This window comes from Pseudoalteromonas sp. CH_XMU1449-3 (assembly GCF_037027245.1).
GTDB classification, from domain to species: domain Bacteria; phylum Pseudomonadota; class Gammaproteobacteria; order Enterobacterales; family Alteromonadaceae; genus Pseudoalteromonas; species Pseudoalteromonas shioyasakiensis.
This window is the reverse complement of the sequence record NZ_JAYMDY010000018.1, coordinates 33,769-48,918: the sequence shown is the minus strand read 5'-3', so window position 1 is coordinate 48,918 and position 15,150 is coordinate 33,769. Positions and strand designations below refer to the sequence as shown.

Below are 15,150 nucleotides of genomic sequence, written 5' to 3'. Positions count from 1 at the left end.
AGCCTGTAGACTGCCTTAAATGTAGCCAGCCTGTCAACCCTTAAAGAAAAGATAAATTATGCGTTTGTGTTATATAAAAGATTAGTGAATACCAAATTTATGCAAAGTTGCTTTTAGTCGCACAAGATCTATCGGTTTATCAATGAAGTCAATAGCACCCAATTTTACTACTCTTTGTTTCATTTCAGCCTGAATATCAGCCGAAATCACTATAACAAAACACTCTATTTTCTCTGCTTTGATTGTTTCGAGCACTGCAACACCATCCAATTCTGGCATGGTTAAATCTAAGCACAATAGATCAAAGTTTTGCTCGCGCAATAAGGCAAGAGCTTCGCGGCCATTAGTGGCTTGTTGAACATCTGCATCCAAGCAATCCCCTAAACAGCGTACTACCTGCTTACGGGCAATATTTGAATCATCACAGACCAGTACTGAAAAATTAGGATTATTCATGAAATAAAAATCTTCGCTGTAGCAAATACAACATCAAAAAAGGCTAAATTAAAGATGGAATAAATTTATAACACACTTTTTCAAGCGCAGTAAGGGCAAGTTTTTTCAAAATTTACTAACAATTTATAAATGTTCCAGTAAAAAAGGATATATTTATTTCTTTTTAACCATTTATTAGCTAACTTTAGAACTAGCTGAATGTATTACAATTGTCACCAAGGAGCTATGGATATTCCATGCTACAAAAAAGCCTGTCTAAAGAATTATTAACAAATGTACTCTCAGTCTACTTTTTACTTACTTTTGTAGTGACCTGTGGACAAGTTATTGCTGAGTACGTTAATACCAAAGATTACATTCGCGACGAATTAACGACTTTGCAAAAAACATTTAGCCGCAGTTTAACCCGCGCTATTTGGGAACTGAACGATAAACAAACCATCACCACGGCTGAAGGCTTGCTGGCAATCCCTATGATCGAGGGTATTATTGTGCGTGATGATAGCGGCGAGGTACTCTCTCAGTTAGGTCGTTCGTTAGATATTCACGAGCTATACAGTCAACAGTTAGTGCAAGAAGAAGCGATTATCGAAGATACGCCATCAGGCTTATTCGGTTACACATTCCCTCTCATTTTTGAATTTTCAGGTAAAACAACCCAAGTAGGTGATGTAACCCTGTTTTCAAGTCGTGAAGTGGTCTTTAGCCGCATCATGATTTCTATCTACTTTTTAATTGGTAATGCGATGATCAAAACCACCTTTTTGATCATTCTTTTCTTACTTGCATTTAGAAAGCGCTTAACCGAGCCATTGGCACAATTCACAGAACAAATTGAAGATCTTGAACTAAACGACCTAGAAGGCCGCCATATCGAGATCAAAACTGTTGAGCACAACGAATTAAAAGTAATGGAAGAGTCTTTCAACCGCTTAATTGATAAGGTGGTACTTTACCGTGAAGAGCTCGAACATACGCAAAAAGAGCTTTTGATAAGCAACGAAAAGCTCGACCAACATAACTTACAGTTAGAGCAAGAAGTAGCTCGCAAAACTTCAAACTTAAGCCAAGCGATGATGGACTTGCAGCAACAAAAATACGAGCTAGAAAAACAAAAGCTGACACTAACTGAAGAAATTGATTTACGTAAACAAACTGAACAAGAACTCATAACCAAGCAAACTGAGTTACAACGCTACCTTGATGAACTAAATATGGCGCAAGAACGCTTAGTTGGCTCAGAAAAAATGGCTGCTTTAGGTGGCTTAGTCGCGGGTATTACTCATGATGTAAACACACCTATTGGGATTGGTGTTACTGCAACGTCATTCCTACAAGAACGCTTGGACCAAATTGAAGCGGCATATAAAGAAAAAACCCTATCGCCAAAAGCGCTTGAAGAGTTTATTAATGACGCCAAGCAAAGTACTAGCCTACTGACTAGTAACCTAGATAGAGCTTCAGAGCTGGTTGCAAGCTTTAAGCAAATTGCGGTCGACCAAGCCAGTGAAGCAGTACGTACCATTAACTTTAAAGAGTATTTAGGTGAAGTGATCCGCTCACTCCATCCAAAGCTAAAGAAAACATCGCATCATATTAATTTAGATTGCCCTGATGATTTAACACTTAACCTGCCTGCGGGTGCGATTAGTCAAATTTTCACAAACTTGATTATGAACTCACTCATTCATGGTTTCGAAGGAATTGAAAGTGGCATCATTGATATTGTTATCAAAGAAGAAGATGACGAAGTCGTTATCGACTTTAAAGACAATGGTAATGGCGTATCAAAAGAGCAGTTAGAAAAGCTATTCGACCCATTCTTTACAACCAAGCGCGACCAAGGCGGCAGTGGCTTGGGCACACATATTACTTTTAACCTTGTTAAGCAAACCCTGAGTGGCGATATTGAGGTATCAAGCGAAGTCGGTAAAGGCTTGCACTACCATATTAGTTTTCCGAAAAATATGCCAAAGCCACTTTCAATGTTTAACTCATAAGCAATTAACGCTGATGCCGAAATGATTCATTTCGGCATCAGTTTTTTATTGCTATGATTGGGCAAATTTATTGAAAGGATTAGCCTAATTATGTGGTTTAGTAACCTTATCTGTTACCGTTTTAAACAAGACGTTTCATACTCTCAAGAAGACTTCGACAAAGCCCTAGAACAAGACTTGTTCCGCTCATGTACAGGCCAAGAGCTTTCAACTTTCGGTTGGACAAAAGCCTTTGGTAAACATGGTCAAACCCTATCTCATTTCTCTCAAGACAGCATTTTAGTATGTGCTAAACGTGAAGAAAAAGTACTGCCAGCTGCCGTTATCAACGAATTGGTTGCAGAGAAAGTAGAGCAAATCGAAGCTGAAGAAAACCGCCCAGTAAAGAAAAAAGAAAAAGACGAACTAAAAGAAAATATTCTGCACACTTTACTACCTCAAGCATTCAAAAAATCGAGCCTACAGTTTGCGTTTATTGATCAAAAGAATGGCTGGGTTGTGGTTAACAGCGCAAGCTTTAATAAAGCAGAAGAGCTTTTAGCCCTATTACGTAAATCACTTGGCACGTTACCTGTCGTACCTGCATTTGCGAATTACGATTTAGATGTATTTTTAACTGACTGGTTAACTAATTTCAGTACCCCTGAAGGCTTTTCTATCGGTAATGATGCAGAGCTTGAAGAAGCCGATGACAGTGGCGCTCAGGTTAAATTAAAAGGCCATGACTTATCGTGTGACGAAGTAAAATCACACTTAGAAAATGGTAAGCGCGTAACTAAGCTGGCTCTTGATTGGCAAGAACGCGTTAAGTTCATGCTTCAAAACGATGGTTCAATTAAGCGTTTAAGCTACTCAGAAACATTAAAAGAAGAAAACGCCGACATTCCAAAAGAAGATATGGCAGTAAAACTTGATGCTGACTTTATCTTAGCGTCAGAAGAAATTAAACAGCTGCTAGAAGAGCTGACTCAAGGCTTAGGCGACGCAGAAGATTTATAAATTAAACCCAGATAATGGTTAACATTAAAAGCGCGACTTAGTCGCGCTTTTTGTTGCTGTTATTCAGTAAAAATCGCTTTTACTTCGTTAAGCATATCGTTATATTCATCGTCACTGAACATATCAAGTGATTCAATCACGCCTTTGTCCATGTAAGTTTGCAATGCCGCAGACTTATCAGAAACCTGTAAGATCCCTTCTAAAATCGCGCCAATACGAATAAAATCAACATAGCAAATATGCTCTGGACGATAGTTTGGATTTGCCCAGCTTTCAGCTACTTCTACAAACTCATCAGTAAAGCCCCAAGCACGCATAATTGCGCCACCTACTTTACCACCCAGCTTTTGAATGGCATGAGCAAGGAAACTTGGGTTTGCGAACACCTCGGGGTGCTTTTCAGCTTCTGTTAAAATGGGCAGTACGCCAATGTTATAAACCAATGCCGCTAAGGTAATTGTGTCGCGATTCAATGATGTATGCTTATTTCTGCGTAAGAAGAAGTCCATCAAGGTAATTGAGTGACATGCTACTTTGAGGGTTTTCTGCCATGCCTTGTCCATATAGCCTTTGATAAGCTCATTATGCGATACAAACAGCTGCTCCATTGCCATTGCAGTTGCAATGTTCTTAATTTGACGCAGGCCAATTCGTGTTACAGCTTGGTGTAGATTTGTAACTTTAACTGAGCGCCCCATAAATGCACTGTTGGCGACTTTGATCATTCGTGCTGATAATGCCGGATCATGAGAGATGACATCTGCCATATCCATCAAGTTTACCTCGGGGTTATCCGCGGCTTGCCTTACCTTCACTGCAACTTCTGGTAAGGTAGGTAACACTAAAGTGTCATTATTTATTCTGTCGACCAATATGGTCAGTAATGCATTTTCTGTTGACATATGTGTGCCATCCTCTTGGGTTAGCCCGCCTAAACAAAGACAGACTAATGACTGACATTATTAGATTAGTTATAGTTTTAGTATTGTCTAACTTAGCGCTAAAGTTAAGAAATTCACAGAAATTATCTATTTTTTATATTTTTTATATTTTTTAACTTCTTAACTCATAAATAAATATTGCTTCTAGTGCTGTAAACTTGCCATATATATGTCAGGTTTGCTTTAATGCATAGACTTTTTGTTTTCTAAGCAATGACTCTCACTTTTTTAACGGGCAAAAAAATGACATTAAATAAAATTAGCCAAGCACTTATCTTATCAGGTGCTGTTTTCCTTGGTGCATGTTCTGACCAGCAAGCTACCACTTCTCAAACTAAGCCTGCTGCAGAGCAAACAAAGCAAACTACTGAACAAAACAACCCACAACTTATCAATGCTGAGAAAAGCCGCTTAGACATTTACACTGACTTTACGCTTACTTCTGATCTTAGCCACTTAAGCGATAACCAGAAGCAAATGATTGGCAAGTTAATCGATGCCTCAAAAATCATGGATGAGCTATTTTGGCGCCAAGCATTTGGTGAGAGCAAAGACGCTTTCTTAGCAAAAATTAATGATGAAAAAGTTCAGAAGTTTGCAGATATTAACTACGGCCCTTGGGATCGCTTAAACGGTGACCAAGTATTCTTGTCAGGCTATGAAGAAAAGCCACTAGGCGCTGAGTTTTACCCAAGCGATATCACAAAAGAAGAATTAAACAACGCAATCGTTGATGACAAAACCGGTCTTTACTCCGTGATCAAGCGCGATGAAAAAGGCCTTCTTTATAGCGTGGCTTACTCGGTTGAGTACGCACAAGAGCTAGAAAAAGCAGCTAATTTATTACGCGAAGCAAGTAAATTGGCTGATGATAAAGAATTTGCTAACTACCTAAGCATGCGCGCAGACGCACTAGTAAGTGATGACTTCCAACCATCTGATTTTGCCTGGATGGATATGAAAAATAACCCAATTGACGTGGTTATTGGCCCTATCGAAACCTATGAAGATCAATTGTTTGGTTACCGTGCAGCGTATGAATCTTATGTATTAATTAAAGATTTAGCATGGAGCGAGCGTTTAGCTAAATTTGCCGCTTTCTTACCTGAGCTACAAAAAGGTTTACCTGTAGACGAAAAATACAAGCAAGAAGTCCCAGGCTCTGATGCTGACCTTAATGCTTATGATGTTGTTTATTACGCAGGCCACTCAAATGCAGGTAGTAAAACAATTGCTATCAACCTGCCAAATGATGAACAAGTTCAGCTAGAAAAAGGCACTCGTCGTTTACAGCTTAAAAACGCAATGCGCGCTAAATTCGATAAAATCTTAGTGCCAATTTCAGAGCAGCTAATTGTTCCTGAGCAGCGTAAACACATTACCTTTGATGCTTTCTTCGCAAACACTATGTTCCACGAAGTAGCGCACGGTTTAGGTATTAAAAATACCATTACTGGTAAAGGAACTGTTCGCCAATCATTGCAAGAGCATGCAAGTGCCCTTGAAGAAGGTAAAGCGGATATCTTAGGCCTTTACATGGTTGAGCAATTACTTAAGAAAGGCGAGATCACTGACGGTACGTTAGAAGATTACTACATCACCTTTATGGCTGGTATCTTCCGCTCAGTACGTTTTGGTGCATCAAGCGCACACGGTAAAGCGAACATGATCCGCTTTAACTTCTTCGCTGAAGAAGGTGCATTCTCTAAAAATGCTGACGGCTTATACAGCGTTAACATGGAGAAAATGAGCCAAGCAATGGAGAAACTATCTAACCTAATCCTTACTATTCAAGGTGACGGTGATTACCAAAAAGTTGATCAGCTAATCGCAACTCATGGCGACATCAAAGCTGAACTAGCTAAAGACTTAGAAAAACTAAGCCAAGCTAACATCCCTGTTGATGTTACTTTCAAACAAGGTAAAGAAGTATTAGGTCTTTAAGCCTTATTCTTCTCTAACAAAAAACGCTGCAATTGCAGCGTTTTTTGTTGCCTGAAATCGAGTAAAACACGACTAGTGTGCAACGAAGTTCAAACCATATTTGGAGTTTAGTTCTAAAATATCCCCGTTGATCAGCATTTTGTGAAACTCGGCATTAAAAGCATCAATAAATTCATCGAGTTCGCGTTGTTTACTAAAGCCATAGTAGCCCTGATTAACCGTCACCGGCGGCGATAAAACAATCACTTTATCTGCTATATCTAAACTGTCGATCACAGGCTTTGCAGCCCGAGGATGGGTAAGAATTAAGTCAACTCGGTTATGCATCAATTGTAAAAAGCTAGCCCGCACATTACCCACTTCAGATAGCGATAAATTTGCCTCGTTACGCTTAAATTCAGGACCATAGTTCCAACCTCGAATTATACCAATAATATCTTTTCGCAAACTGGCAAAGTTTCCAACCCAAGTCACATCGTTGTTCTTTTTGGTATATAAAACAATCGGGTCTTCGTAAAAAGGTAAGTCACTAAATTGCATATACTGCTGACGTAGAATGGATTTGTAAGGGCCGATAATGGCATCAGCCTGACCTTGCTCTACCATTTTTAAAGCGCGTTTTAGTGGCATGATATCAATAACCAACTCATGCCCTAAACGTCTGCAAATTTCGTGTGCGATATCGGCACCTAAGCCGACCACTGTTCCTTGCTGATCTTGTTCTAAAATGGCAGGAAAGTGGCTACCGACAAAATAGTAACTTTTAGCCACACATGAAAAAGAGCTCAGAATAAGCAACACGGCAAACACTGTGTGTTTCATTTATTCTGCACCTCTGTATTTATCATCCATTTAGCTTAGTTCAATATAACTAGATCAAACAGTTTAAAAATGCGCTTTTAATGCGGCAATTTGTTCGTCGCTATAAGGTACTGCAGGTAATTTACCCCAGATTGGTGTTGGCCAAGCTGCATCAGTTGTGAAACGCGCAATATGATGAACATGTAATTGCGGTACCATATTCCCTAGTGCTGCTACATTGAGTTTGTCTGGGTTGAATACCTGTTGTAATAATTTACTCAGTTTGCCCGACTCTTGTAATAAGGTAATTTGTAGCTCTTCAGAAAGGTCGATTATCTCTTTAACGCCAGCGACTCTTGGCACTAAAATAAACCAAGGATATTGGCTATCATTCATCAGCAATACTTTACACAGTGGCCAATCAACAAGCTCAATGCAGTCGCGTTGTAGTTCTGGGGCCAAAGAAAACGGCGTATCAGTATTTTTCATCAGTAAATCCTTTAATATTGGGTAAACAAACCTTACTTTATAGCATTTTGTTGCAGTTGCCTAAGCTTACCATTACCATCGTGGCAGTTTTTATTCGAGCGAAGGTGCTCCTGTGCTAAAAAAAATTAAATCTCTCTCACTTGCTTTGCCAGTGCTGGCAACAGCATTCAGTGTGACCGCTGAACCGCTTACTCTTGAGCGTATTTTTGACGATCCAAGCTTAGCAGGCAAAGCGCCTGTACAACTTAAATTCTCTCCAGATGGCAGTCGTGTAACTTACCTGCAAGGTAAAACCGATGATTACAATCGCTACGACTTATGGGAATACAACTTAAAAGATAACAAAAACCGCTTATTAGTTGACTCTGCTGCACTATTTTCTGGTCCAGAAAACTTATCTGATGAAGAAAAAGCACGCCGTGAGCGCCAACGTATTTTTGGTAAAGGGATCTTAGAATATAAATGGTCAAAAGACGGTAAAGCGCTTTTATTCCCGCTTAATGGCGACCTTTACTATTATGAGCTTGCCTCAGCTAAAAGCCGTAAATTAACCGACACAGAAGCATTTGAAACCGATGCACGTTTCTCACCTAAAGGCCATTATGTGTCGTTTATTCGTGAGCAAAACCTCTACGCACTTAACTTAAAAACGGGTCAAGAAATCCAATTAAGTAAAGATGGTGGCGGCGTTATTAAAAACGGTATGGCCGAGTTTGTTGCGCAAGAAGAAATGGGTCGAATGACTGGCTACTGGTGGTCTGGTGATGAGTCTAAAATCGCTTATACCCGTGTTGATGAAAGCCCAGTAAAAGAAGCGATCCGTAATGAAATTTACGCCGATGAAGTAAAGCTATTTAATCAACGCTACCCGTTTACAGGTACCGACAACGTTAAAATTCAGTTAGGTGTTGTAAGCATCAACAATCAAAAAACTGACTGGGTTGATTTAGGCGACGATCAAGATATTTATATCGCTCGCGCAAAATGGTTAAAAGATAACAAAACGCTTTCATATCAGTGGCAAGACCGCTCGCAACATAACTTAGAGTTACGTTTTTATAATAGCGACACTAAAAAACAAACCGTTGCCCTAACAGAAACCAGTGATACTTGGATTAACCTGCACTTTGATTTGCAGTTCTTAAACGATAAGAAACATTTCGTTTGGGCATCTGAGCGCGACGGTTTTAAACACCTTTATTTATACCGCACAAACGGTGAAATGATCCGTCAAATCACCCAAGGTGAATGGGTTGTTGATAGCTTAAAAGGTATCGATGAGAAAAAAGGCATCGTTTATTTTGCAGGTCGCAAAGATACAGCACTTGAGAGCCACTTATACAGCGTACCGCTATTCAAAAAAGGCGAAATTAAACGCGTAACTGAGCTAGGTGCTTACCATAATGTGGTAATTGCTAAAGACAACAAAACCTTTATCGATAACAGCTCTTCAGTGAATAAGCCTGGCTCTGCGGCATTACGTAAAATTAATGGCGAATTCATCACTTGGCTTGAAGAGAACAAGTTAGATAAGTCACATCCATTAACGCCTTACCTAGCTGATTTGATCACGCCTGAATACGGCACGTTAAAGGCTGAAGACGGACAAATCATGCATTACCGTTTATTCAAGCCAACTAATTACCAAGATGGTAAAAAGCATCCAGTTATTGTTAACGTGTATGGCGGCCCTCATGCTCAGCGCGTAACGAACAGTTGGCGTAGTAAAAACTTATACTTCCAGTACATGGCACAACAAGGCTATGTTATTTTCCAACTTGATAACCGTGGTTCATACAACCGTGGTAAAAAGTTTGAAGACGTGATTTATAAGCACTTAGGTGTTGCTGAAGTGGCAGACCAAATCAAGGGTGTTGAGTTCTTACGTACCCTTGATTACGTTGACCCTGAACGTATCGGTATTTATGGCCACAGCTACGGTGGTTATATGGCGCTTATGACTATGTTTAAAGCGGGCGACTACTTCAAAGCTGGTGTTTCTGGTGCGCCAGTCACTGATTGGGCACTTTACGACACTCACTACACTGAACGTTATGTAGGTCACCCTGCAACTAACGCGAAAGGTTACGAAGCAAGTGCAGTTTTCCCATATGCCGAAGGCTTAAAAGGCCCACTGATGATTTACCACGGTATGGCAGATGATAACGTGTTATTCACTCACGCCACTAAGTTATTCAAACAACTGCAAGATCAAGAAAAGCAGTTCGAAATGATGACTTACCCGGGTTCAAAACACAGTTTACGTGGCAAGAGCGTACAAACGCACCTACACCAAACCATCACCAGTTTCTTCAACCGACACTTTAACGTTGAGTAATCACGTTTAATTTCGGTGACTTAGACTAAAGGCTGATTGTTAAATCAGCCTTTTTTTTGTCTCAATGTATTCTACTATTTAACTAGATTTTCGACCTATTTTAGCTACGCTTAATACATTGCTCCTATGGGCATGACGAAGGAATACACATGAATTTACGCCGTTTTACAATTTTTCAGCGCCTCGCCATGTTAGTGAGTGTGGTCGTGATAGGGCTGATATTTTTAAGCGTCTCGAGTTTAACGCAGCAATACAGCTCGCTAAAGCAAGAGCAATACATTAAGACCCAAAACCTTGTTGAGTCTGCTTACTCTATTATTGAGCATAACTATGAATTGTTTGAGCAAGGTAAGCTGAGTGAGCAACAGGCCAAACAAGCAGCCCTCGAAACAATTTCTGCACTACGTTATGACAACAACAATTACTTTTGGATCAACGATTATCAACCCGTAATGGTTATGCACCCGTTTAAGCCCGAATTAAATGGTAAATCGCTAGCGGGCAGTAAAGATCCAGATGGCGTGTTGTTATTTGTCGATATGGTTAATATCGTCAAAAAACAAGGTGAAGGTTTTATTCCCTACAAGTGGCCAAAGCCAGGTAAAGATAAGCCGGTTGATAAAATTGCCTACGTAAAAGGCTTTGATAAATGGCAATGGATTGTTGGTTCTGGTGTCTATATTGATACTATTGAAGAGGCATTCTCTTCGCTACGTAACCATGTAATTATTACCGCAGTTGTGATTATTGCCCTACTGGTTGCGCTAAGCTACCTAATTGCCAATAGCATCTTGCGCCCGACACAACTTGCCGCCGACATGATGAAAGACATCTCACAAGGTGAAGGCGACTTAACCCAAAAGCTTGATGAAAATGGCAATGATGAAGTGTCTCGTTTATCGCGCTACTTTAATTTGTACACCGCAAAAATGCGTGAGTCACTCAAACATGTTGCCCACAATGCCGAGCAAGTAAATCAGTTTGCCCATAGTGTTGATGATGCCAGTAAAACCAATCACTCTTTTATTGAGCTACAAAACGACAGCTCGACTCAGGTAGCAACCGCGATGGAACAAATGACTCATCAAATTCACGATGTTAGTCAAAATGCCGACCAAGCTGAACATGCCGCTAATGAAGCGGCACAAAATGCCGAAGCGGGCAAGCAGGTTCTCAACAAGACCATCACCGCCATTGAGACCCTGTCGCATAATATTGAACAAGTGAGTAAGGTAACGGCGGATCTTGCTGCAGAGAGTAACAACATTGGCTCAGTACTGGATGTTATCCGTAGCATAGCTGAGCAGACCAACTTACTGGCACTCAATGCTGCCATTGAAGCGGCCCGTGCTGGTGAACAAGGTCGAGGCTTTGCCGTAGTGGCTGACGAAGTGCGTACATTAGCAAGTCGCACAGGTAAAAGTACCGACGAAATTCAAGCTATGATCAGTAAACTACAAACCGGCGCACAAGCTGCTGTTGATGCAGTTTCGGCAAGCCAACAGTTATCAACCGAAACAGTTTCACAAGCAGGTGAAGCAAATAGCTCATTGAGTGAGATTGAGCGACTTGTCTCTATTATTAAAGATATGAACAGCCAAATCGCCCGTGCTACCGAGCAACAAACCAGCGCCGCAGATGAGGTTAATTTACGGATTAATGAGCTTTCACAATCAACCGAACAATCACTGTCGAATACCGAAGGACTTTCGAACGCCAGTGAAAACTTAAAGCAAAGCTCACAAGCGTTAAGTGATGTCGTTAACCGCTTCAAGCTCGACTAACACCACAAAAAAAGCCCCACACTGCTGTGCGGGGCTTTTCAAACTTAAAACTTATAGATTTTAGCTTTTAGCTTATAAACAATAACGAGCGAATAAGCTGCTTACTGTTGCTGCGGTAGGCTTACCATGTTGCCAATCACCACCTTCTACGCCGCTACCTGCGATGTCCATATGAACATACGGTAATGGTTGCGCTGATTCAGTGCCATGTTTATCTAAACCACCAACAATCGCTAAGAATGCCATTGGGAACTGGTGACCACGAGCTGTCACTGCAGAAGCAGCATTGTTACTTGATAAAACATCGTCAGCTAACGTGCGAGGACGAATAAAGTCATAATCTTCACGGCGGCTACGAGATACTTCGGCGCCATCTGCCCATAAATCGCCTAAGTCAGCAATTTGGCGCGAAATTTTCGCTGCGCGAGCTGGACCATTTTCAACATATGCGCTGTAAGGACCCATAGCACGTGCTGCGTGGCCTGTTAGTGTTGCAACAGTGAATAGCTCTGGATTTACTTCGTTTAAGGCGCGATCTTTCATTTCACTTAGTAAGTCACCCATTGCTAAACGACCTTCAGCATCTGTGTTACCGATACGAACACGCACACCTTCACGGCTGGTAATGATTTCATCAGGAACAAAACAATCAGAACCAATTGAGTTACGAACTACGGCTAAGTAAGCAATCACTTTTACGCCTTTTGGTGCAAAGTCAGCCACTGATTTCATAAAACCAGCAACCGAAGCTGCACCGCCTTTATCGCGGCTCATACCTGCCATAAAGCCACCCACTTTAAGGTCTGCACCACCGGTATCGTAAACTAAACCTTTACCAACAAACATTAAGGTACGCTCAACGTCGCCTTCAGGCACGTATTCTAGTTTTACAACACGAGGGTGATGACGCTCAACAGCGTAAGATGCGCGCGCTACAGTGCTCATCATTGGGTAATCTTTATCGATAGTGTTGATATCTGAAATCACTTCAACAGACACCTTGCTACCCGCAAATAACTCAACGCAGTAATCAGCAAAACGTGGTGGTGCCATACGCTCAGGCTCGGTACCACATAAATCACGTGCAGCGTATTGACCCGCAGCAATAGCATTAAGCGCTTTGCTCATTGCCTCATCTGCACCCACTAGGCTAATTTGGCTAATTGGTTCAATCGCTTGGCCGTGGAACTCACGTGCCTCAAGTGGTTGCCAAAGCGCTTGGCAAGCACCTAAATAAGCCACTTCAAGGGCATGCTTGTAACGGCTATCTTGATTTACGTTAGCAAGTAAAATTGCAGGCTGAGTGCTACCCGATGCTTTCGCCTCTAGTACACCTTGCTTCGCTGCATCAAAGTAACGACGAACATCATCATAATCACGATTTAGAGGGCCTGTAGGCGCTAAGATAACGCGTTTAGAGTCAATAACAAGTAATGTCACTTGTTTGCCAATACGTGCGTCTACAGCTTGTTGAGCGCTAATAGCTTGGCTTAAGCTTGCGTCTGCTAAAGAAGAAAAATCATCACCGATAATAATCAATGCATCGTGATTTGCATCCGCTAATTGCGGGGCTGCAACTGCATGAGGGTATGCCATAAAAAAAGGTCCTGCTGTTAGAAACATAGGACCTTATTATCATTGATTTAGAGCGCTATTGCCAGCCAAGTAAGGCAACTTACGATATGGCTGGCAAGCTAAGTTTACTGCTCTGTAATGTGTGCTGAGTCTTTACGATGCTTAACAATCACAGACCAAGCTTCAAGCATAACCAGTACACTCACAACCAGTACTAACAAATCAAGTGTCACCAGTAACCAGTTACCTTGTTGATAGTACTCGCCCAGTTTAATAACCCCAGCAAAGAACGCCATAACTAATACAAAACTCATTGGGATCAAGGTGTATTTAGCCGGGCGATTCGCTTTAATAAGCATTACCGAGATAACCAGTAGGGTTAAGCTTGCTAAGATTTGGTTAGTCGAACCGAATAATGGCCAAATAATCATACCGCCACTACCGTCAGCGCCACCAGCACCAAAAGCAAGCAGTAAACAGCTAAGTACTGCAATGAGTGTAGCTACAATACCATTACGAATGATGCTGATATTATAAATATCACCCCACTCTTGAATGATATAACGCTGCAGGCGCACGCCAGAGTCCATCGTAGTCCCCGCAAATAAGACCACCATTACGGCAAGTAAGGTTGATGCCACCTCTTGCGAGATACCCCAACCACTTTCAATTAAGTTTGCGCCACCATTAATAAAGGCGCTCACACTACCGGCACCTAAGTGACTGTAAATTTCGTGCCATTCTTCAGGAGATACCGCAAGTGCAACACCACTTACTGCAACTAGTGTAATAAGCGCAAGCATACCTTCACCTACCGCACCTAAGTAACCCACAAAGCGACCATCAGTTTCTTTGTTCAACTGCTTAGAGCTGGTACCTGAAGACACAATACCGTGGAAACCCGATACCGCACCACAGGCTATGGTCACAAATAGCAATGGAATAATACTTGGTGTATCTACCGCAGTTTGAGTATTAAACGCAGGCGCTGTGATATCCGGCATTGACACAAAAACCGCACCATATAGTAATACTAAACCAACCAATAACTGCATACCGTTGATGAAGTCGCGTGGTTGTAAAAGCATCCATACTGGCAATAATGAAGCAATGGCTGCATAGATAAATAAGATGATGATCCAGTTCGCATTCGCACTTAAGCCAAACATTTCATCAGGTAATGAAATCGGCATACCACTACCAAGGTAAATAGTGTAATAAAGAATTCCCACACCAATTAAACAAAGCGGAATTAACGACACTTTACGGCGTAGTAACTGGCCAATAACTAAGGCCACGACAATCGCTGACCAAGCAGGGAATACCGCGTTAGGTTGCGATACAAATGACTTGGCAATCACCACACCAAATACCGCATTCACCATCAGTAGTACTAAGAACACCACAATCATAAATAATGCACGGGTGCGTTTACCAATTACGCTTTCAGACAAAGCGCCCATTGATTTGCCTTTGTTACGCGCACTGGCCCATAGAGCGCCCATGTCGTGAACACCAGCAAAAAAGATAGTACCAAATACCACCCAAAGTACCGCAGGCACCCAGCCCCAATATACGGCAATCGCAGGGCCAACAATTGGCGCTGCACCTGCAACAGAGGTGAAATGGTGACCCCATAACACAACTTTGTTGGTTGGCACATAATCCACACCATCCTCAAGTTCATGAGCGGGTGTGACAAAATTATCATCCATTTTAAATATTTTTTCGGCGATGAATTTCGAATAAAAGAACCATCCGAACAACATACCGACTATTCCGAGCAGCACGATTACGACCGATTGCATAGTCATCTCTCTTAT

The 15,150-nt window shown here is 41.4% G+C and carries 11 protein-coding genes; 5 read left to right on the top strand and 6 right to left on the bottom strand.

From position 1 onward, the window contains the following. Positions 1-81: 81 nt before the first annotated feature. Positions 82-456, bottom strand: a complete 375-nt coding sequence (locus tag WA256_RS17785) for a response regulator (protein ID WP_054562669.1) — start codon at positions 454-456, stop codon at positions 82-84. 236 nt (positions 457-692) lie between these two features. On the opposite strand from WA256_RS17785, the gene WA256_RS17780 reads away from it, so the two are divergent. Both WA256_RS17780 and rdgC read left to right on the top strand, forming a co-directional pair. After that, the gene (locus tag WA256_RS17780; protein ID WP_054562670.1) at positions 693-2,456 is read left to right on the top strand and encodes a sensor histidine kinase; all 1,764 of its coding nucleotides are present in this window, start codon (positions 693-695) and stop codon (positions 2,454-2,456) included. Positions 2,457-2,546: 90 nt separating this feature from the next. Next, complete coding sequence (gene rdgC / locus WA256_RS17775; protein ID WP_054552583.1) at positions 2,547-3,455, top strand: recombination-associated protein RdgC; 909 nt, start codon at positions 2,547-2,549, stop codon at positions 3,453-3,455. A 59-nt stretch (positions 3,456-3,514) separates the two neighbouring features. Here the strand turns inward: rdgC and WA256_RS17770 are convergent, their stop codons facing one another. Further along, a complete protein-coding gene (locus WA256_RS17770; RefSeq protein ID WP_062566084.1) occupies positions 3,515-4,357 on the bottom strand; it encodes an HDOD domain-containing protein in 843 nt (280 codons plus the stop codon). 282 nt (positions 4,358-4,639) lie between these two features. On the opposite strand from WA256_RS17770, the gene WA256_RS17765 reads away from it, so the two are divergent. Beyond that, complete coding sequence (locus WA256_RS17765) at positions 4,640-6,340, top strand: dipeptidyl-peptidase 3 family protein (protein ID WP_062566085.1); 1,701 nt, start codon at positions 4,640-4,642, stop codon at positions 6,338-6,340. Between the two features lie 72 nt (positions 6,341-6,412). Here the strand turns inward: WA256_RS17765 and WA256_RS17760 are convergent, their stop codons facing one another. After that, on the bottom strand, positions 6,413-7,162 hold the full coding sequence (locus tag WA256_RS17760; protein WP_063529901.1) for a substrate-binding periplasmic protein: 750 nt from the start codon (positions 7,160-7,162) through the stop codon (positions 6,413-6,415). Positions 7,163-7,225: 63 nt separating this feature from the next. After that, positions 7,226-7,630 (bottom strand): HIT domain-containing protein, encoded by a 405-nt coding sequence (locus WA256_RS17755; RefSeq protein WP_175080265.1) that lies wholly within the window; start codon positions 7,628-7,630, stop codon positions 7,226-7,228. A 112-nt stretch (positions 7,631-7,742) separates the two neighbouring features. Between WA256_RS17755 and WA256_RS17750 the strand changes: the two genes are divergently transcribed. Together WA256_RS17750 and WA256_RS17745 are read left to right on the top strand one after the other, a co-directional pair. Beyond that, entirely contained in the window at positions 7,743-9,968 is a 2,226-nt protein-coding gene (locus WA256_RS17750; protein WP_335992767.1) for a S9 family peptidase, read from the top strand. A gap of 149 nt (positions 9,969-10,117) precedes the next feature. Continuing rightward, the gene (locus tag WA256_RS17745; protein ID WP_063527400.1) at positions 10,118-11,752 is read left to right on the top strand and encodes a methyl-accepting chemotaxis protein; all 1,635 of its coding nucleotides are present in this window, start codon (positions 10,118-10,120) and stop codon (positions 11,750-11,752) included. A gap of 72 nt (positions 11,753-11,824) precedes the next feature. On the opposite strand, the gene WA256_RS17740 is transcribed toward WA256_RS17745, so the two are convergent. Together WA256_RS17740 and WA256_RS17735 are read right to left on the bottom strand one after the other, a co-directional pair. After that, positions 11,825-13,348: a M17 family metallopeptidase gene (locus tag WA256_RS17740; RefSeq protein ID WP_054552591.1), complete on the bottom strand. Its 1,524-nt coding sequence runs from the start codon at positions 13,346-13,348 to the stop codon at positions 11,825-11,827. 104 nt (positions 13,349-13,452) lie between these two features. Beyond that, complete coding sequence (locus WA256_RS17735) at positions 13,453-15,135, bottom strand: carbon starvation CstA family protein (RefSeq protein ID WP_063529047.1); 1,683 nt, start codon at positions 15,133-15,135, stop codon at positions 13,453-13,455. Positions 15,136-15,150: the final 15 nt, after the last annotated feature.